The 19,501-nt window shown below is 62.4% G+C and carries 17 protein-coding genes and 1 pseudogene; 11 read left to right on the top strand and 7 right to left on the bottom strand.

Going from position 1 to position 19,501, the window contains the following annotated elements; translation table 11 throughout:
• The first annotated feature begins 31 nt into the window (after positions 1 to 31).
• Positions 32 to 1,765: a C13 family peptidase gene (locus tag ACIPZH_RS07510; protein ID WP_400635763.1), complete on the top strand. Its 1,734-nt coding sequence runs from the start codon at positions 32 to 34 to the stop codon at positions 1,763 to 1,765.
• A 27-nt stretch (positions 1,766 to 1,792) separates the two neighbouring features.
• Positions 1,793 to 2,437, top strand: coding sequence for an oxidoreductase (locus ACIPZH_RS07505; RefSeq protein WP_012312540.1), 645 nt, complete (start codon positions 1,793 to 1,795; stop codon positions 2,435 to 2,437).
• Between the two features lie 46 nt (positions 2,438 to 2,483).
• Here ACIPZH_RS07505 and ACIPZH_RS07500 read toward each other — a convergent pair whose 3' ends face one another.
• The 4 genes from ACIPZH_RS07500 to ACIPZH_RS07485 all read right to left on the bottom strand — a co-directional run bounded on the left by ACIPZH_RS07500 (position 2,484) and on the right by ACIPZH_RS07485 (position 6,813).
• Entirely contained in the window at positions 2,484 to 2,771 is a 288-nt protein-coding gene (locus ACIPZH_RS07500; RefSeq protein WP_241803960.1) for a YceK/YidQ family lipoprotein, read from the bottom strand.
• Positions 2,768 to 3,397 (bottom strand): flavin prenyltransferase UbiX, encoded by a 630-nt coding sequence (gene ubiX, locus ACIPZH_RS07495; RefSeq protein ID WP_039603651.1) that lies wholly within the window; start codon positions 3,395 to 3,397, stop codon positions 2,768 to 2,770. The genes ACIPZH_RS07500 and ubiX overlap by 4 nt, the downstream gene beginning before the upstream one ends.
• Positions 3,394 to 4,743, bottom strand: coding sequence for a UDP-N-acetylmuramate:L-alanyl-gamma-D-glutamyl-meso-diaminopimelate ligase (gene mpl / locus ACIPZH_RS07490; RefSeq protein ID WP_241803961.1), 1,350 nt, complete (start codon positions 4,741 to 4,743; stop codon positions 3,394 to 3,396). Before mpl ends, ubiX begins: the two co-directional genes overlap by 4 nt.
• Positions 4,744 to 4,809: 66 nt before the next feature.
• Complete coding sequence (locus ACIPZH_RS07485; RefSeq protein WP_400635760.1) at positions 4,810 to 6,813, bottom strand: sigma-54-dependent Fis family transcriptional regulator; 2,004 nt, start codon at positions 6,811 to 6,813, stop codon at positions 4,810 to 4,812.
• A gap of 256 nt (positions 6,814 to 7,069) precedes the next feature.
• Between ACIPZH_RS07485 and ACIPZH_RS07480 the strand changes: the two genes are divergently transcribed.
• From ACIPZH_RS07480 to ACIPZH_RS07440, 9 genes are all read left to right on the top strand, one after another.
• On the top strand, positions 7,070 to 8,590 hold the full coding sequence (locus tag ACIPZH_RS07480) for an aldehyde dehydrogenase family protein (protein WP_400635758.1): 1,521 nt from the start codon (positions 7,070 to 7,072) through the stop codon (positions 8,588 to 8,590).
• 195 nt (positions 8,591 to 8,785) lie between these two features.
• Positions 8,786 to 10,234, top strand: coding sequence for an ethanolamine permease (gene eat / locus ACIPZH_RS07475; RefSeq protein ID WP_241803964.1), 1,449 nt, complete (start codon positions 8,786 to 8,788; stop codon positions 10,232 to 10,234).
• A 48-nt stretch (positions 10,235 to 10,282) separates the two neighbouring features.
• Positions 10,283 to 11,677, top strand: a complete 1,395-nt coding sequence (locus tag ACIPZH_RS07470; protein ID WP_400635756.1) for an ethanolamine ammonia-lyase subunit EutB — start codon at positions 10,283 to 10,285, stop codon at positions 11,675 to 11,677.
• Between the two features lie 8 nt (positions 11,678 to 11,685).
• Positions 11,686 to 12,501 (top strand): ethanolamine ammonia-lyase subunit EutC, encoded by an 816-nt coding sequence (eutC, locus tag ACIPZH_RS07465; protein ID WP_400635754.1) that lies wholly within the window; start codon positions 11,686 to 11,688, stop codon positions 12,499 to 12,501.
• A 107-nt stretch (positions 12,502 to 12,608) separates the two neighbouring features.
• Positions 12,609 to 13,067 carry an N-acetyltransferase gene (locus ACIPZH_RS07460; protein WP_012312531.1) on the top strand — a complete coding sequence of 153 codons (459 nt, stop codon included), beginning with the start codon at positions 12,609 to 12,611 and terminating at the stop codon, positions 13,065 to 13,067.
• A 191-nt stretch (positions 13,068 to 13,258) separates the two neighbouring features.
• Positions 13,259 to 13,906: a DedA family protein gene (locus tag ACIPZH_RS07455; RefSeq protein WP_267820676.1), complete on the top strand. Its 648-nt coding sequence runs from the start codon at positions 13,259 to 13,261 to the stop codon at positions 13,904 to 13,906.
• Between the two features lie 8 nt (positions 13,907 to 13,914).
• On the top strand, positions 13,915 to 14,730 hold the full coding sequence (locus ACIPZH_RS07450; RefSeq protein ID WP_267820674.1) for a zinc-dependent peptidase: 816 nt from the start codon (positions 13,915 to 13,917) through the stop codon (positions 14,728 to 14,730).
• A 93-nt stretch (positions 14,731 to 14,823) separates the two neighbouring features.
• Positions 14,824 to 15,351 carry an inorganic diphosphatase gene (ppa, locus tag ACIPZH_RS07445; protein WP_003255365.1) on the top strand — a complete coding sequence of 176 codons (528 nt, stop codon included), beginning with the start codon at positions 14,824 to 14,826 and terminating at the stop codon, positions 15,349 to 15,351.
• Positions 15,352 to 15,519: 168 nt separating this feature from the next.
• Positions 15,520 to 16,227 (top strand): helix-turn-helix transcriptional regulator, encoded by a 708-nt coding sequence (locus ACIPZH_RS07440; RefSeq protein ID WP_400635752.1) that lies wholly within the window; start codon positions 15,520 to 15,522, stop codon positions 16,225 to 16,227.
• 238 nt (positions 16,228 to 16,465) lie between these two features.
• Here the strand turns inward: ACIPZH_RS07440 and ACIPZH_RS07435 are convergent.
• The 3 genes and pseudogenes from ACIPZH_RS07435 to ACIPZH_RS07425 all read right to left on the bottom strand — a co-directional run.
• Positions 16,466 to 16,576 (bottom strand): annotated as a pseudogene (locus tag ACIPZH_RS07435) (DUF3077 domain-containing protein); the annotation flags it as partial.
• A gap of 118 nt (positions 16,577 to 16,694) precedes the next feature.
• Positions 16,695 to 16,937, bottom strand: coding sequence for a hypothetical protein (locus tag ACIPZH_RS07430; RefSeq protein WP_241803970.1), 243 nt, complete (start codon positions 16,935 to 16,937; stop codon positions 16,695 to 16,697).
• Positions 16,938 to 17,272: 335 nt separating this feature from the next.
• On the bottom strand, positions 17,273 to 19,447 hold the full coding sequence (locus ACIPZH_RS07425) for a TonB-dependent siderophore receptor (protein WP_400635750.1): 2,175 nt from the start codon (positions 19,445 to 19,447) through the stop codon (positions 17,273 to 17,275).
• Positions 19,448 to 19,501: the final 54 nt, after the last annotated feature.

Here is a 19,501-nt window from a genome sequence, read left to right as displayed (position 1 = left end):
TACTCGGCATAACTTTTGCCCGGATTCGGCCATGCGTGCTCTGTTACCTCTCACCCTTACCCTGATGCTCGCTGCCTGTGGCGATGGCGAATCGCTGTTGCCACCGGACGCGCGCCTGCCCGACGGCGGTCGCTACAGGGGCCAGGTGGTCGACGGCCTGCTGCAAGGCGAAGGGCGCATCGACTACCCCAACGGCAGCTGGTACGCCGGCGGCTTCAAGGATGGCCAGTGGCAGGGTCAAGGCGAGTGGCATGGCAGCAATGGCGAAATCTATCGTGGCCAGTTCGCTGCCGGCCTGTTCCAGGGCATGGGCGATCTGACCACCCCCGGCAGCCATTACGCCGGCACCTTCAGCCACGGCCGACGCGACGGCGAAGGCACGCTCAAGCAGGCCGACCAGACCTACCGCGGCCAATTCAAGGACGATCAGTACCATGGCGCGGGCGAACTCGAACTCGCCGATGGCAGCCGTTATCAGGGCGAGTTCGCCAGAGGCAAGCCCAACGGTGCCGGCGTACGCAGCGATGCCAGCGGCAATCAGTTCAGCGGCCGCTTCGTCGACGGTCTGTTGCAGGGCAGCGGCACCTACGAAAGCGTCGATGGCGAGCAATATATCGGCGAGTTCAAGGACAATCGCCTGGAAGGTCGTGGCCGCTATGAAAACGCCGAAGGCGATGTGTGGATTGGCGAGTTCAAGGACGGCTCGCTGCTTGGCGAAGGGGAAATGCTCGGCAGCGATGGCAGCCACTACAAGGGCAGCTTCGTCGACTGGCGCCTGGCCGGCCAGGGCAGCCTGCAACTGCCCGATGGCAGCCACTATGTCGGCGGCTTCGAAAACGATGCCTACCAGGGCCGGGGCAAACTGACCCTGGCCAGTGGCAAGGTGCAAAGCGGTTACTGGGTCAATGGTGTGCGTGTTCGCGACCACAACGGCAAATTGCTTCCCGACCCGCTGGAACTGGCGCTGCTCAATCAGGGCAAGCTGCTGGAGCAGGCGCTGGCCCGCGTACCGCGCTCCACGCCGCCGATTGAGCTGTATAGCCTGGTGGTCGCGGGTGACGGCCAACAGAGTGTGTTTCTGCGCGAGGCCGATTACGTCAGCAATCTGTTGAAGGTGCGGTTCGGCGCCCATGGCCAGATCACCCTGGTCAACCACCGCGACCAGATGTCCTCAAGGCCCATGGCAACCCGCGAGAACCTTACCCGCGCCGCCCGCACACTGGCCGAGCGCACCGGCCCGCAGGACCTGGTGTTCATCTACCTGACCAGCCATGGCAGCCAGGACCACCAGTTGGTATTCGACCAGCCACGCCTGCAGCTTGCCGACCTGTCCGCCGACGAACTGGCCAGCGCCCTGGCGCCGCTCAAGGAACGCGACAAGGTAATCGTCATCTCCGCCTGCTATTCCGGGGGTTACATCGCCCCGCTCAAAGATGAGCGGACAATCATCATGACGGCCGCTCGGGCCGACAGGGTGTCATTCGGCTGCTCGGAAGAGGCTGATTTCACCTATTTCGGCGAGGCTCTGTTCGCCCAGGCGCTGAACCAGACCGACGATCTCGAACAAGCGTTTGAACTGGCGCGCAGCAGTGTTGCCGAACGGGAGAAGCGGGAAGGTTTCGAAGCCTCCGAGCCACAGATCTGGGCACCGCCAACCGTACTGGCACATTGGCAACGCCTGCGCCAGCAGCAAGCTGAAAAAGCCTTACGCAATGCCGCACAAGCGACTTCGCAGGGGCAGGAAAAAAGGCCCACCCCGCACTAGACTTGTGTGTAACACAGGAGAGACATCATGTACTTGACGCCTCAGCATGTCCTGCTTGCCGGAGCCACGGGCCTGACGGGTGAACACCTGCTTGACCGCCTGCTCAACGAGCCCACCATCAGCCGCGTTCTGGCACCCACCCGCCGCCCCTTGGCCGAACATCCACACCTGGAAAACCCGGTCGGCGACCCTGCGGTGTTTTTACCGCAGTTGGCCGGGCGCGTGGACATCGCTTACTGCTGCCTGGGGACTACCCTCAAGCAGGCCGGCTCCGAACAGGCGTTTCGCGCCGTCGACCTGGACATGGTGGTGGCCTTCAGCAAGCGGGCCCGGGAGATGGGGGCGCGCCACCTGCTGGTGGTCAGCGCGATCGGCGCCGACCCCAAATCGTCGATCTTCTACAACCGGGTCAAAGGCGAGATGGAAGAGGCACTCAAAGCGCAGGATTGGCCACAACTGACGATTGTCAGGCCTTCGCTGTTGCTGGGCGAGCGTATCGCACCGCGCCTGGGAGAGCGCCTGGCGTCGCCGTTTGCGCGGTTGATGCCGGGCAAGTATCGGGGGATCGAAGCCTGCACATTGGCGCGAGCGCTGTGGCGCCTGGCGCTGGAAGAAGAGGACGGGATTCGGGTTGTCGAGTCGGATGAGCTGCGTAGATTGGGCAAGAAATAGCGCCCGCCTGTAAGGCCCTGTCACCGGCAAGCCGGCAATGGGGCCATTACAGACCGCCAGTGGCCTGGAAACCGATCCCGGCAGCCGTCAGCAACGATAATGGCAGGAGCAGGGTATCGAGCAGCATGCTGCCTGGCAGGTCCAACCGTGGATACGCCGGCGCCTGAGCCCCGAAATGGTCCTCTGGGCAGCACCCGCCATTGATCACGTACAAGTCCAGCCGGGTGCCGGCATACACCACTGGGGCGCCCGGCTTGTTGGCATCCAGCGTCCGCACCGTGGCACAGCCGTCGAGCAGCAGGACGGCCAGCACGGCAGGCAAAGCCCGCCTCAATCATCCGCCCCAAGATGATGTTCGCCCCAGCGCGGCAACATGTCCTGTGGGATGTTCAGCAGGTTGAGAATGCGCGCCACGACGAAGTCGACCAGGTCATCGATGGTTTGTGGCTGGTGATAGAAGCCCGGCGCCGCCGGCAAGATCACTGCCCCCATCTGCGAGAGTTTGAGCATGTTCTCCAGATGGATGGTCGAAAATGGCGCCTCCCGCGGCACCAGGATCAGTTGGCGACGTTCCTTGAGGGTTACGTCGGCGGCACGTTCGATCAGGTTGTTGCAGGCCCCGGTGGCGATGGCCGACAGGGTGCCGGTCGAGCACGGCACCACTACCATGGCCGCCGGTGCGCCGGAGCCCGAGGCCACCGGCGACATCCAGTCCTCCTTGCCATACACGCGGATCTGCCCATCGGCAGCGCCGGTGTACTCGGTGAGAAAGGCCTGCATGGCCTGCGGCTTGGGTGGCAGCAGTACGTCGGTCTCGGTGGACATCACCAATTGCGCGGCCTTGGAGATGAGAAAATGCACCTCACGGTCTTCGCGCACCAGGCAATCGAGCAGGCGCAAGCCATACTGCGCACCGGAGGCGCCGGTCATGGCCAGGGTGATGCGTTCCGGCCCGCTCATTTCAGGGCCTCGGCCAGCTTGCCGTGCAGGCCGCCAAAGCCGCCGTTGCTCATGATCACCACATGTGTGCCCGGCCGCGCCTGGCCCTTGACCCGCTCGATGATCGCCTCGAGGCTGTCGGCGACCACGCTTGGCACCTTGCACTGCGCTGCGGTCGCTGCCAGGTCCCAGCCCAGGTTGGCGGGCGCATACCAGACTACCTGGTCGGCATCATTGACGCTTTCTGGCAGGCCGTCACGGTGCGCGCCGAGCTTCATGGAGTTGGAACGAGGCTCGATGATGGCGATTACCGGCGCCTCGCCCACCCGCTTGCGCAGCCCGTCCAGGGTAGTGGCGATGGCCGTCGGATGATGAGCGAAGTCGTCGTAGATGGTCACGCCCTGCACTTCTGCGACCTTCTCCATGCGCCGCTTGACGCTCTTGAACGCGCTCAGGCCATCGATGCCCATGGCCGGCACGACCCCCACATGACGGGCAGCGGCCAAGGTTGCCAACGCGTTGGCAACGTTGTGCTGGCCAGTCAGGGCCCAGTCCACGATGCCTTGCGCCTGGCCCTCGAACAGCACTTCGAAGCGCGAGCCGTCGGCACTGAGCAGGCGCGCCTGCCATTGGCCACCCTCGCCGGTGGTCTGCACTGGCGTCCAGCAGCCCATGCCGATTACCCGCTCCAGCGCCTGCTCTGTGGTCGGGTGGATCACCAAGCCTTCGCTCGGGATGGTGCGCACCAGGTGATGGAACTGCCGCTCGATGGAGGCCAGGTCCGGGAAAATGTCCGCGTGGTCGAACTCTAGGTTGTTGAGAATGGCTGTGCGCGGATGGTAGTGCACGAATTTCGAGCGTTTGTCGAAGAAGGCGCTGTCGTATTCGTCGGCTTCCACCACGAAGAACGGCGTATCGCCCAAACGTGCCGAGACCGAGAAGTTCTGCGGCACGCCGCCGATCAGGAAGCCAGGGCTCATGCCGGCATGCTCCAGGACCCAGGCCAGCATGCTGCTGGTGGTGGTCTTGCCGTGAGTACCGGCCACGGCCAGCACCCAACGCCCCTGCAGCACATGGTCGGCCAGCCACTGGGGGCCAGAGACGTAAGGCAGGCCTTTGTTGAGCACATACTCCACTGCAGGGTTGCCCCGCGACATGGCGTTGCCGATCACTACCAGGTCAGGTGCCGGGTCCAGCTGGGCCGGGTCGTAGCCCTGAGTCAGCTCGATGCCCTGGGCCTGGAGCTGGGTACTCATCGGTGGATAGACGTTGGCGTCCGAACCGGTCACACGGTGGCCAAGCTCCTTGGCCAGCACCGCCAGCGAACCCATGAAAGTGCCGCAAATACCGAGAATATGAATGTGCATGGTCGACCTCGCAAAACTTCGAGGCAGGGTAGCCCAGGGCGCGGGAAATCGCACCCGCTGTTTCGCTCAGACGCCCCTGGCGATGCCGTGTTTGCGCAGTTTTCGATACAAGGTATTGCGGCTGATATTCAATTGCTCGGCGACACGGGTCAGGTGCCAGCGGTTTGCCTCCAGTGTGGATAACAGGGCTTGGCGTTCGGCATCCTCCAACCGTCCCGGCCTCATCGCCGGCAAGCCGGCTCCCACAGGGGGAGTGCAAGCCTCTTGGGTGGTGCCAGCCTCTTGGGGGGTGCCAACCTTGTGGGTGGTGCCAGACTCTTGGGGGGCGCTGCAGCTTTTGCCTGCTTTTTTGAGGATGACGGCGGGAAGCTCGCCACACTCGATACGCCCGTGCTCACACAATGCCACCAGCGTACGCAGCACATTGCGCATCTGGCGCACATTGCCCGGCCAAGCATAATCCAGCAGCGCCTGGCGGGCGCTTGGGTCGATTTCGATGGCCTGGCCTTGCGCTTCCTGGCGCAACAGGAAATCCAGCAACTGAGCCTTGTCACTGCGCTCACGCACCGCCGGCATTGCCACTTCCAGTCCGTTGAGCCGGTAATACAAGTCCTCGCGGAAGGTGCCTTGCTCCACCCGCTCCAGCAAATCTCGGTGGGTAGCACTGACGATGCGCACATCGACCGCTTGCGGCTCACCACCGATCGGCACCACCTGACGTTCTTCCAGCACCCGTAGCAGACGGGTCTGCAGCGCCAGCGGCATGTCACCGATCTCGTCGAGCAACAAGGTGCCGCCATCGGCCTGCAGCAGCTTGCCGCGCATGCCTTCCTTGCGCGCTCCGGTAAAACTGCCGCCGCGGTAACCGAACAGCTCACTCTCTATCAGGCTTTCGGGAATCGATGCGCAGTTGACTGCCACGAACGGTTTGCCGCGCCGTTGGCTAGCCTGGTGCACGGCCTGGGCAAAGGCTTCCTTGCCACAACCGGTTTCGCCCGACACCAGCAGTGGCACATCACGCTCGAACACCCGCAGCGCCCGCTGGAAATCACCCTGCAGCGCCGGGTCCATCAGGCAAATGCCCGGGGCCGCCTCAGGCCGGGCTTCGGGCAAACCAGCCGGCACCGCCCACACCGGCGCCTTAGCCTGCCCGCGCAAGCTGGCAAATACCTGACGACCATCTCGTGTATACAGCGGCCAGGCCGGGCTGCCCGTGGGCATGGCGCGGCTGAAGAGCTCATCAGGGTTACAGGCAAAGAACATGTCCAACGGCTTGCCCAGTACCCCGCCCCGGACAGTGCCCAACAGGTTGAGGGCGCTCTGGTTGGCCGCGCAGATACGGCCATCGGCGCCGAACGCCAGCAGCCCTTCGCTGAACAACCCCACCGACTCGGCCTGCAGGTGAAAGCGCAGCAGCCATTGCTGCTCGAAGTGGCGCAGGAAGTAACAGCTCTCGATCATCTTTGCCGAAAGGTTGACCAGCGCCATGGTATGAAACTGGCTTTGGCGCGAAACATCCGGCCTCGCCGAGGACACATCGAGCACTGCCAGCAGTTCGCCGTGAGGGTCGAACACCGGGCTGGCCGAACAGGTCAGCCCGGTGTGCCGGCCGCGAAAATGTTCGTTCTGATGGATGGTCAGGGCTTGGCGCTCCACCAGGCAGGTGCCGATGCCGTTGGTGCCCTCGCGCGCTTCGCTCCAGTCAGCGCCCAACCACAACCCTGCACGTTCGAAGATGCGCCGCTCGCTGGGTGCAGTGACACAGTTGAGGATGACACCGCGCGCATCGGTCAGCAGCACCGCATGCCCGGCACCGGATAACTGCTGGTGCAGGCTGTTCATTTCACTGTCGGCGATTTTCAGCACCTGGTTCAGGCGCTCACGGCTTTCGAGCAAGCGGCCGTGCTCCAGCACAACCGGCGCGGCAAGCACCTCGGGATCCAGATGGTAGTCCTCCAGGCATCGCAGCCAGGAGCGGGCAATGGACGGATCGCTGCCGGCCCCCCCGGCTTCGCCGTGGGCAACGGTATGCACTTGCTGGGCATGACGACTGAGGTGGTGGCTCTGCATTGGTTTTTGTTCTCCGCAGATAGAGCGTCCTGCCAGCATCCTCCACCCGCCCGGGCTTTGCAATGTGCCGCAATCAAGCGTGTCGCAAACGGTACAAAGTGTCACCCAGCGCGTGCCGTTCCCGGTACAGCGCCCGCTGCAGGCCCCTCAAGAAATCGCGCAAGCCATTGATTCAACTAGCCCTCCCCACGCTGGCCCAACCTTTGCTCTACGCTTTCCAACTCCTCAACAAACACAATTAACCAGGAGACACACCATGCGTTATGCACATCCCGGTACCGAGGGCGCGAAGGTTTCCTTCAAGAGCCGCTACGGCAACTACATCGGTGGTGAATTCGTAGCTCCGGTCAAGGGGCAGTATTTCGACAACACCTCCCCGGTCAATGGCAAGCTGATCGCTGAATTCCCCCGCTCCACTGCCGAAGACATCGACAAGGCCCTCGACGCCGCCCACGCTGCCGCCGATGCCTGGGGCCGCACGTCGGTACAGGACCGCTCCAACATTCTGCTGAAGATCGCCGACCGCATCGAGCAAAACCTTGAAGTGCTGGCCATCACCGAAACCTGGGACAACGGCAAGCCGGTCCGCGAAACCCTCAACGCCGACATCCCGCTGGCGGTCGATCATTTCCGCTATTTCGCCGGCTGCATACGCGCCCAGGAGGGCGGTGCCGCCGAGATCAACGAAAACACCGTGGCCTATCACATTCATGAGCCACTGGGCGTGGTCGGGCAGATCATCCCGTGGAACTTCCCGATCCTGATGGCCGCCTGGAAACTGGCACCGGCCCTGGCCGCTGGCAACTGCGTGGTGCTCAAACCAGCCGAACAGACGCCGCTGGGCATCACCGTGCTGGTCGAGCTGATTGGCGACCTGCTGCCGCCCGGCGTGCTCAACGTAGTCCAGGGCTATGGCCGCGAGGCCGGCGAGGCGCTGGCCACCAGCAAGCGCATCGCCAAGATCGCCTTCACCGGCTCTACCCCGGTTGGCTCGCACATCATGAAATGCGCCGCCGAGAACATCATTCCGTCTACTGTCGAGCTGGGCGGCAAATCGCCGAACGTGTACTTCGAAGACATCATGCAGGCTGAGCCGAGCTTCATCGACAAGGCCGCCGAAGGCATGGTGCTGGCGTTCTTCAACCAGGGCGAGGTCTGCACCTGCCCGTCACGCGCACTGGTGCAAGAGTCGATTTACCCGCAGTTCATGGAAGTGGTGATGAAGAAGGTGCTGCAGATCAAACGCGGCGACCCGCTCGACACCGACACCATGGTCGGCGCCCAGGCGTCGCAACAGCAGTTCGAAAAAATCCTGTCGTACCTGCAGATTGCCCAGGACGAGGGCGCCGAGCTGCTGACCGGCGGCAAGGTGGAGAAGCTGGAGGGGGCGCTGGCCACGGGTTACTACATCCAGCCGACACTGCTCAAAGGTACCAACAAGATGCGGGTGTTCCAGGAAGAAATCTTCGGCCCGGTGGTGAGCGTCACCACTTTCAAGGACGAAGCTGAAGCACTGGCCATCGCCAACGACACCGAGTTCGGCCTTGGCGCCGGTGTATGGACCCGCGACATCAACCGCGCCTACCGCATGGGCCGCGGCATCAAGGCGGGCCGCGTATGGACCAATTGCTACCACCTGTACCCGGCACACGCCGCGTTCGGCGGGTACAAGAAGTCCGGCGTAGGCCGTGAAACCCACAAAATGATGCTCGACCACTACCAGCAAACCAAGAACCTGCTGGTGAGCTACGACATCAACCCGCTGGGCTTCTTCTAAGCGGCAAGCGGCAAGCTGCAAGCTGCAAGCTGCAAGAAAAAGCGAGTACACCGCCGACCTGCTTTTTCTTGAGGCTTGCAGCTTGAAGCTTGAAGCTGCTTGAAGCAGCTTGCAGCCCCATGGCTCGCTTCCTGCAGTACCCATCACCAAGGGCCGGAACCCTTCCGGCCACCAAGAAAAAGAACAGGTGAAACTATGCCAAGCGATCAATCTTCCGGCACACCGGCAGGTGCTTCCGTCGATTTTGAAAAAGTCGGTTCGGACTACTTCCAGCAGCGTGAACTGAAAAAAGGGGCTGCCGGCTGGGTCCTGCTGGTGGGCCTGGGCGTCGCTTACGTGATCTCCGGCGACTATGCCGGCTGGAACTTCGGCCTGGCCCAAGGCGGCTGGGGCGGCATGTTCCTGGCCACCCTGCTGATGGCCACCATGTACTTGTGCATGTGCTTCTCGCTCGCCGAACTGTCCTCGATGATCCCAACCGCCGGAGGCGGCTACGGCTTTGCCCGTAGCGCCTTCGGCCCGTGGGGCGGCTTTCTGACAGGCACGGCGATCCTCATCGAGTACGCCATCGCGCCGGCAGCCATCGCGGTGTTCATCGGCGCCTACTGCCAGTCCCTGTTCGGCATTGGCGGCTGGATGATCTACCTGGCGTTCTACATCGTCTTTATCGGCATCCACATCTTCGGTGTGGGTGAAGCGCTGAAACTGATGTTCATCATCACCGCCATCGCCGCCATCGCCCTGGCTGTCTTCCTTGTGGGCATGGTGCCCCATTTTGATGCAGCCAACCTGTTCGACATCGCCCAGACCGACGCGGTCGGCGCCAGCAGCTTCCTGCCGTTCGGTTATGTCGGCGTGTGGGCGGCAATCCCTTACGCGATCTGGTTCTTCCTGGCGGTAGAAGGCGTGCCGCTGGCAGCCGAGGAAACCAAGAACCCGAAACGTGACCTGCCCCGTGGCCTGATTGGCGCCATGCTGGTGTTGCTGGCCTTTGCCCTGCTGATCCTCGTGGTCGGCCCGGGCGGTGCGGGCTCCGAAGCGCTCAAAGCCTCCGGTAACCCACTGGTAGAAGCGCTGTCCAAGGCGTATGGCGGCTCCACCTGGATGGGCGGCTTCGTCAACCTGGTTGGCCTGGCCGGCCTGATTGCCAGCTTCTTCTCGATTATCTATGCCTATTCGCGGCAGATCTTCGCCCTTTCCCGCGCGGGCTACCTGCCGCGCAAACTGTCTGAAACCAACAAGAGCAAGGCACCGGTACTGGCCCTGATCATCCCCGGCATCATTGGCTTCGCCCTGTCACTGACCGGCCAGGGCGACCTGCTGATCCTGGTTGCGGTGTTCGGCGCGACGCTGTCTTATGTACTGATGATGGCCGCGCACATCACCCTGCGCATCCGCCGGCCCAAGATGGAACGCCCCTATCGCACCCCGGGTGGCATCTTCACCTCAGGCGTAGCCCTGGTGCTGGCCTGTATCGCCGTGGTTGCAGGGTTCCTGGTCGACCCACGGGTGGTGATTGGCGCTGCAGTGATCTATGCAGTATTGATTGCCTACTTTGCGTTCTACAGCCGCCACCACCTGGTGGCGGGCACACCGGAAGAGGAATTCGCCGCGATCCAGAAGGCCGAAGAGGCCCTGCACTGATCGCCGACACCTGCCGCGGGCACGCCCGCGGCACTCTGGAGATTCTGTATGGCAAGTTTCGTACACACGGTAGGCCACCTGGTCTACCGTTTCGACAGCCTCAAGGACGTGATGGCCAAAGCCAGCCCCGCACGCTCCGGGGATTACCTGGCTGGCGTTGCCGCCACCAACGACGGCGAGCGGGTGGCGGCGCAGATGGCACTGGCCAATATCCCACTCAGCCACTTCCTCAGCGAAGCGCTGATCCCTTACGAGCAGGATGAAGTGACCCGTCTGATCATCGACACTCACGACGCCCAGGCCTTCGCCCCGGTCAGCCACCTCACCGTCGGTGGCCTGCGTGACTGGCTGCTCAGCGACGAAGCCAACGAAGACAGCCTGCGCGCCCTGGCGCCAGGCCTGACCCCGGAAATGGCCGCTGCAGTCTCGAAGATCATGCGCGTACAGGACCTGGTGCTGGTGGCGCAGAAAATCCGTGTGGTCACCCGTTTTCGCGGCACCATGGGCTTGCGCGGGCGCCTGTCGACCCGCTTGCAGCCCAACCACCCTACCGACGAGCCGGCCGGGATTGCCGCCAGCATTCTCGATGGCTTGCTGTACGGCAACGGCGACGCCATGATCGGCATCAACCCGGCCACCGACAGCACCGCCTCGATCTGCGCGATGCTGGAAATGCTCGACGCCATCATCCAGCGCTATGACATTCCCACCCAGGCCTGTGTACTGACCCACGTCACCACCTCCATAGAGGCAATCAACCGCGGCGTGCCGCTGGACCTGGTGTTCCAGTCGATTGCCGGCACCGAGGCAGCTAACGCCGGCTTTGGCATCAACCTCAACGTGCTTCAGGAAGGTTACGAAGCCGGGCTGTCGCTCAAGCGCGGCACCCTCGGGCAGAACCTCATGTATTTCGAAACCGGCCAGGGCAGCGCCCTGTCGGCCAACGCTCACCACGGCGTCGATCAGCAAACCTGTGAAACCCGCGCCTATGCCGTGGCCCGTCACTTCAAGCCGTTTCTGGTCAACACCGTGGTCGGTTTCATCGGCCCCGAGTACCTGTACAACGGCAAGCAGATCATCCGTGCCGGCCTGGAGGACCACTTCTGCGGCAAACTGCTGGGCGTGCCGATGGGGTGCGACATCTGCTACACCAACCATGCCGAGGCCGATCAGGACGACATGGACACCCTGCTGACCCTGCTGGGTGTGGCCGGGATCAACTTCATCATGGGCATCCCCGGTTCCGACGACATCATGCTCAACTACCAGACCACCTCGTTCCATGACGCGCTGTATGCGCGCCAGACCCTGGGCCTCAAACCTGGGCCTGAGTTCGAGGCATGGTTGCAGCGCACCGGCATCTTCACCCAGGCCGATGGCCGAGTGCGCTTTGGTGACAACCTGCCACCGGCGTTCCGCCAGGCCTTGGCGCAACTGTCATAGAGGTGACCATGGATCAGACACCCACCCCCGAAAACCCTTGGCTGGCCCTGCGCAACCTGACCCCGGCGCGTATCGCCCTGGGCCGCAGCGGCATCAGCCTGCCAACCGGCGCCCAGCTGGACTTCCAGTTCGCCCACGCCCAGGCCCGCGATGCCGTGCACCTGGCGTTCGACCACTGTTCCCTGGCCGAACAATTGAAGCAGCGCGGCCGTGACAGCCTGGTTCTGCACAGCGCTGCCAGCGACCGCCACCAGTACCTGCAACGCCCCGACCTGGGGCGGCGCCTGAACGAGCACTCGGTGGAGCAGCTGCGCCAGCACGCCCAGGCCAACCCTGGCGGCTGCGACCTTGCCATCGTGGTGGCCGACGGCCTCTCGGCACTGGCCGTGCATCGCCATACCTTGCCGTTCCTGGCCCGTTTCGAGGAACAGGCCGCCGCCGATGGCTGGACCAGCGCACCGGTGGTGCTGGTGGAGCAAGGCCGGGTGGCCGTGGCCGACGAAGTGGGCCAACTGCTGGGGGCGCGCATGACCGTGGTGCTGATCGGTGAGCGCCCCGGGCTCAGTTCACCCGACAGCCTGGGCTTGTATTTCACCTACGCGCCAAAGGTGGGCCTGACCGACGCTTACCGCAACTGCATCTCCAACGTTCGCCTCGAAGGCCTGAGCTACGGCATGGCCGCCCACCGCCTGCTATACCTGATGCGCGAGGCCTGCCGCCGACAGCTGTCTGGTGTGAATTTAAAGGACGAAGCGCAGGTCCATACCCTCGACAGTGAAAACACCCCTGGCCAAAAAGGTAATTTCCTACTCGGTGAAGGGTAAAAAACATGTCACGGACGGCGGATTGCGCTTCTAGCCTGCATTGGGCAGCATGCTATTGAAAGCTGCTGGCATTTCGCTGTTTCCCAAATGGACTCTGAGGGCCGCACATGCGCATCATCAAGGCAACCCTGGAACACCTCGACCTGCTCACCCCGCTGTTCGTCCGATACCGTGAGTTCTATGGGCAACTGCCCTACCCGGACAGCTCGCGCAAATTCCTGGAAACGCGCCTCAAACGCGACGAATCGGTCATCTATCTGGCACTGCCGGACGATGACGATGCCAAACTGCTGGGCTTCTGCCAGTTGTACCCGAGCTTCTCGTCGCTGTCGCTCAAGCGGGTGTGGATTCTCAACGACATCTATGTGGCCGAAGACTCACGGCGCATGCTGGTGGCCGACCATCTGATCCGTGAGGCCAAGAAGATGGCCAAGGACACCCAGGCCGTGCGCATGCGGGTTTCGACCAGCGCCAACAACGAGGTAGCGCAGAGGACCTATGAATCCATCGGTTTTCGCAAAGATACCGAGTTCGAAAGCTACATTTTGCCGATCAGCCAAGACTGACCCGTGCTGGCCCGAGCGCCGGCTGGCCGGCGATCGGGCCAGTAAAGGCCGCCTCAGTAACCCCCCGCTACAAACTCTCCGGGCATCCTCGCCACTTGGCCGTATAATGCCCGCTCCTGGCATGTCTGAAAATTTACCCTACCGCTAGTCCGCTCGCCCGTCGCTGCGGGTCAAGAACACAGGTGCTGTACATGGATTTCAACCCGCTGGACCTCATCCTGCATCTCGATGCCTACCTTGATCTGCTGGTCACCAATTACGGCCCCTGGATCTACGCGATCCTGTTCACCGTGATTTTCTGCGAGACCGGGCTGGTGGTGATGCCCTTCCTGCCGGGTGATTCCCTGCTGTTCATCGCCGGCGCCGTGGCCGCCGGTGGCGGCATGGACCCGGTACTGCTGGCCGGCCTGCTGATGGCCGCGGCAATCATGGGTGACAGTACCAACTACGTGATCGGGCGAACGGCAGGTGAACGGCTGTTCAACAAACCCAATTCGAAAATCTTCCGCCGCGACTACCTGCAGCGCACCCATGAGTTCTATGAACGCCATGGTGGCAAGACCGTGACCCTCGCACGCTTCTTGCCAATCCTGCGTACCTTCGCACCGTTCGTCGCTGGCATCGCCCACATGCACTACCCGCGTTTCCTGGCCTTCAGCGTTGCAGGCTCGCTGCTGTGGGTCGGCGGCCTGGTGACCCTCGGCTACTTCTTCGGCAACGTGCCGTTCATCAAGCAGCACCTCTCGCTGATGGTGGTCGGCATCATCTTCCTGTCGCTGGTGCCGATGGTCCTGGGCCTGCTGCGCGGCCGCCTGGGCCGCACCGCCAAGGCACACTGACCAACGCCATGTGGTCCTTCAGCGCCTGGCGGCGCAAGCGAACCCTGGCGCGCTACCCGGTCGACCCACAGCAATGGCAGGCGATCCGTGAACGCCTGCCGATGCTCGATGGCATCAGCGACGACGAAGACCGTCGGCTCCGTGATGCGTGCATCCTGTTCCTGCTCGACAAGCACCTGACCACCCTGCCCGGCGTCGAGCTGGATGATCAGCAACGCCTGTTCCTGGCTGCCCAGGCTCAACTACCGCTGTTGCACCTGGGGGACCTCAACTGGTACCAGGGCTTTCACGAGATCATCCTCTACCCGGACGACTTCAAAAGCCCCCAGCGCCACCGCGACGCCAGTGGCGTGGAGCATGTCTGGGATGGTGAACACAGCGGCGAGGCGTGGCAGCAGGGCCCGGTGATCATGGCCTGGGCCGGGGTGCTGGCCAGCGGCGGCTGGGAAGCCTACAACCTGGTGATCCACGAGCTGGCGCACAAGCTCGACATGCTCAATGGCGATGCCAATGGCCTGCCACCGCTGCACAGCGACATGCAGGTCGAAGCCTGGGCCACGGCCATGCAGCAGGCGTATGACGACCTCAACCGCCAGCTGGACGCCGACCCTGAAGCGCAAACGGCCATCGACCCTTATGCGGCCGAAAACCCGGCAGAGTTCTTCGCCGTCACCAGCGAGTACTTCTTCAGCGCGCCCGACCTCTTGCAGCAAGCTTATCCACAGGTGTACCGGCAACTGTCGCTGTTCTACCGCCAGGACCCTCTGGCGCGCCTGACGCGGTTGCAGGACGAACACCCTGACTACCGCCAAAGCCCCACCTGATGCGCCCGCGCATCAGGTGGGGCGTGGCATGCCCTGGCCGAATGTGCCTATAATCGCCGCCACTTTTTTGATCAAACACGGGGGCACTGCCCAATGAGCTACAGCAAGATTCCGGCTGGCAAAGACCTGCCGAACGACATCTACGTCGCCATCGAGATCCCGGCCAACCACGCGCCGATCAAGTACGAAATCGACAAGGACAGCGATACCCTGTTCGTCGATCGCTTCATGGCGACCCCGATGTTCTACCCGGCCAACTACGGCTTCATTCCAAACACCCTGGCCGACGACGGTGATCCGCTGGACGTGCTGGTGGTTACCCCTTACCCGGTCGCCCCTGGTTCGGTCATCCGTGCCCGCCCGGTCGGCGTTCTGAACATGACCGACGACGGCGGCGGCGACGCCAAGGTCATCGCTGTGCCGCACGACAAGCTGTCGCAGCTGTATGTCGACGTCAAGGAATACACCGACCTGCCAGCGCTGCTGATCCAGCAGATCGAGCACTTCTTCGCGAACTACAAAGATCTCGAGAAGGGCAAGTGGGTCAAGATCGAGGGCTGGGAAGGCGCCGACGCCGCCCGCGCCGCGATCACCAAATCGGTTGCTGCCTACAAGGGCTGATACCGTTTGCATCAAGCCCCGCTTCGGCGGGGTTTTTTGTGCGTGCCGCAGTGGCAAAAAATCCTACAAGGTCCTAATCCAGGGTCCTACACCTAGGCGCTTTTCGTACACGTCACGTCAACACCTGGTTCGTATCCCTACTGGCACACCGCCGGTACACTCCGGTGCATGAAAACCTCCGGTGACCGCCTCAAGGCCCTCCTCCACGAGTGTGGCTTGACCCCTGCCGATCTCGCCGCCCAGCGTGGTTTGACGGCCCAGCACGTGAACAACTGGTTCAAGCGCGGCATTCCCCTGGCTCGCCTGGACGAACTTGCCGACCTGTTCTGCGTACATCGGCGCTGGCTGCGCTGTGGCGAAGGCCCCAAACACCCCAGTTCGATCCTGCGCAGCCGCGCCCTGCAGCCCGCCTCTGATACTGGTAATGCGCTCTCCTTGCTGTCGACCCAGGCTACCCGGCTCTTGCAGGTGCCATTTCAGCAAGTGCACGACGGCAAGCTCGTCGCGCTGGAGGGCAAGTACCTGCAACTGCCGCTTGAAGCGCTGCAGGCCTTGGGCGTTGGAATGGATAGTGTCGTTTGCCTGGCCATGCCAAGCCAAAACATGGCGCCGTGGGTTCCATCCGACGCGATAGTGGCCATTGACGTCAGCCAGACCCGGGTCAAGGACGGTGAAACCTATGCCCTGCTGCACAATGGCACCCTCCGGGTGAACAGCCTCAGCCTCGGCCACAACGGCACCTTGTGCCTGCACAGCCACGACAGGCGCAACTACACCGTGGAACGCTTCACCCCGGCCCAGCGCCAGGCACAGCACTTGGAGATACTCGGCTGGGTGTTCCACTGGTCGCATTTTTGCCGGCAACGCCCTGAATGAAACACCCTGTGCCATTTTTTGCTGGGCATCCTGAGCAGGCCCTTGTATGCTACGCGCCACATTCAGCCCCGACCGGCGCAAGCCGCAGGCCAGAGGGCTCGGCAACGTTTCACACGAACGTTCGCCATCTTTTTCAGGCCTTTGATGGCCATCCAGTTAAGGCGGTTGCGGCTTACCATAAATTAGCCGGAAGCGTCCCCAAGAAGCCGGCCACAAGCCGGCTTTTTAATGCCTGCTCTTAATGCTTCATGCCCAGCTCGGCACCATCCATCAGCGCCTTGGCCATGGCACTGAGGTAATGCGAAGCCCAGATCATCATGGGTTTTTCATCCATCAGGCCGTTTATGGTCGAACCTGGTTGTGTCAGTGGTCATTCTTCAATCTCCTTAAAATTTGCGCTGGCCGGCCCGGCCTCATCGCCGGCAAGCCGGCGATGAGGCCGGTGCAAGCGGCAAATCTTCCAAGCCCTAATGCAAGGTCCGAGGGCCTGTAGGCATCTGCACCTGGATCAGCGCCGACTCGAGCAAAACCCGTAACGCCTCCATTTCATGCAGCGAGGTCATCATCAAAACCGATGCCGGTGACTTGGGATGCAGCAGCAGTGCCTGGTGCACAACGGTCGTGGCGCACAGCGCATAGTCCGTGGCCTGGATCAGGGTGTCTTCAAGGGAATGGGAATCGCGGGGCGGATCGGGGACAATTTTTAGCATGATGTAATCTCGTCTGTGTCCTCATGGACCACCACGACATCACTTGCATTTGATGGGTGGTGGCTGCGTGCAGGCTGCAAGACCGGACAGACGAAAACCGGCAGATCCGAAGATCTCCAGCACGCAGCCACCATTGGCCGAAGCTGCCGACACGCGGCACTCCGGATAGCGCTGAATTCGTCTGCGGGCTTGCAGGCCCGGTCGCTGATTTGGCAACGACGGGCCCAGACTAGGCCGCAGAGAAAAGCACCGCAATGCCGAAAAGGCGGGAACAAGCTATTTCAGAAATGGACTACAAGCAACGGTAAAAATCTGACAATTTCCTGGAAAGTACGTCAGAAATCATAACGCGCGCCAACCATCATGCTGCGCGAAGGCCCATAGAAGTTGAACGTCGACGTCGACCCCACCCGCGACAGGTAATCACGGTCCAACAGGTTGTTGACGTTAAAAGTGGCCGTCAGCTGCGAGGTAACCGGGTACGACAGCATCGCATCCACCGTGGCGTACCCCGGCGCATCGATGCGCACGCCGCCGTTCTCGGAATGGAAGTTGCTCATCGCCGAGACGCCACCACCAATGGCCAGCCCGGTCAACGGCCCTTGGCTGATGGTGTACTTGCTCCACAGCGACGCCTGGTTGCGCGGCATGATGAAGAAGGTGGTTTCGGCATCACCGTCGAGGGTTTCGGTTTCCATCCAGGTGTAGCCCGCCAGCAGCTCCCAGTTCGGCGTCAGCTTGCCGCTGACTTCCACTTCGGCACCCTTCACGCGCGTCTTGCCCGATGCAACAGAAAACCCGGTGTCTACGCCATCCTCGTCATAGTCGGTGCTGGCGCGGTTCTCGTCGGTCAAACGGAATACCGAGACACGGGTATTGAGGTCGCCGCCAAAGTAACTGCTCTTGAGGCCAAACTCATACTGCTCGCCTTCACGCGGCTTGAGCACCCGGCCATTGCTGTCGGTGTCTGACTGCGGCTTGAATACCTGCGAATAGCTGGCATACAGCGCATGGGTATCGGTCAGGTCGTAGACGACGCCACCGTATGGCGTGAAGCGCCCATCCACGCGCTTGTTGTCATCGACAGTCGAACCCGTGCTCAGGGCGGTGGTGTAGAAATCACCGCGATACCAGCTGAAGCGGCCACCAGCAATCAGCGCCAAACGCTCGACCGGGCGGAAGGTAACCTTGGAGTACAGCCCGTACTCTTCCTCCTGCATGCCGGTTTCGGTGCTGTAGTTCGGCGACGGTTTGGCGAACTGGGTCGGCGAGTAGCTGCCGACGTTGATGCCCCCCAGGTTGGTGGTGCCGTTGAGGTACTCGGTGTCGTAGTTCTTGTAGTCGGTACCCACCACGAATTCGCTGACCTGGCCGAAGGTTTCGAACGGCTGGCTGTAGCTGGCGTCCAGCGAGTAGGTGTCTTGGGTGAAGTCCCGGGCACTGGCACGCTCGGAGTTGGCACCGGTGGTGGCATTGGTGGCGGTAAAGGCATAGAGGTAGTCGGTGTCGCGGTGCGAGCCACGGGCGGCGATACGGCCATAACCACCGTTGTCGAAGCGGTGCGTCAACTCGGCAACCAGGTCGGTGGTCTTGCCGTCGAAGTAGTTCCAATCAGCGCCGAGGAACTTCGAATGGCTGAAGTCCGGCACCTCACCAGCCAGGGTTGCCGGGTAGCCGTTGTGCGGGGTGATGTTCTTCACTTCGTGAATCAGGCCGAATGACAGCTGGGTGTCGTCATCAAGGTCGATATCCAGCGCGCCGTAGTAGCTGTTGCTGGTGTTGGCGTTGTAGTCCACCTCGCCATTGGTGTCATCCCGCGAGGCCACGAAGCGCCCACGCACCCGGCCTGCATCATCCAGCGGCCCGCCCAGGTCGATTTCTTCGTGGTTGGTGTCCCAGGTGCCGTAGCTGGCCTCGACGTGGCCCTGGAATTCGGCGGTCGGGCGCTTGCGCACCATGTTGACGATACCGCCAAGCTCGCTGGTGCTGCTGAACAACCCCGCCGGGCCGCGCATGATCTCCACACGATCGAAGGCCGCCAGCGACGGCACGGTGCCGAAAATACTGGCCATGGGCGCCGGCAGGCCATCGATGTTGAACTCGCTGTACTCGTAGCCACGGGCATAGATCGACGAGCGCCCGCTGTCGTTTGTCAGGGTGCGCAGCCCAGCGGTGTACTTGGCCAAGTCATCGAGGTGCACGAACTGGCGGTCTTTGACGTAGTCCTGGGTGTAGACGGTGACCGACTGCGGTATTTCCTTGAGTGACGCGGGGGTCTTGGTGCCGACGGTGGCAGCGTCGACGCTGTAACCGCCGGTTTCTTCCGAAGGCAGCATGTCGTACAGGCGGTTGCCTTCGATAGTCAACGCCGGCAGGTCGAGCGAGCTGACCGCAGCGACCTCATTGGCTACCGTTTCGGCCAATGCCGAGAATGAAAACGGCGCCAACAACCCCAGCATCAGCCAGCCCCGCGCCCGTCGCGGGCTCCCCACACCTTTGAAACTGCTCATGGCACACCTTCGCCCAAATGATATTGAATCGCAAACGACATACGTTGCTTTTTG

The organism is Pseudomonas sp. NPDC089758 (assembly GCF_044748705.1).
GTDB classification, from domain to species: Bacteria; Pseudomonadota; Gammaproteobacteria; order Pseudomonadales; family Pseudomonadaceae; genus Aquipseudomonas; species Aquipseudomonas putida_X.
Note: the sequence above shows the minus strand (reverse complement) of the source record. Positions and strands in the feature narration are given on the sequence as shown.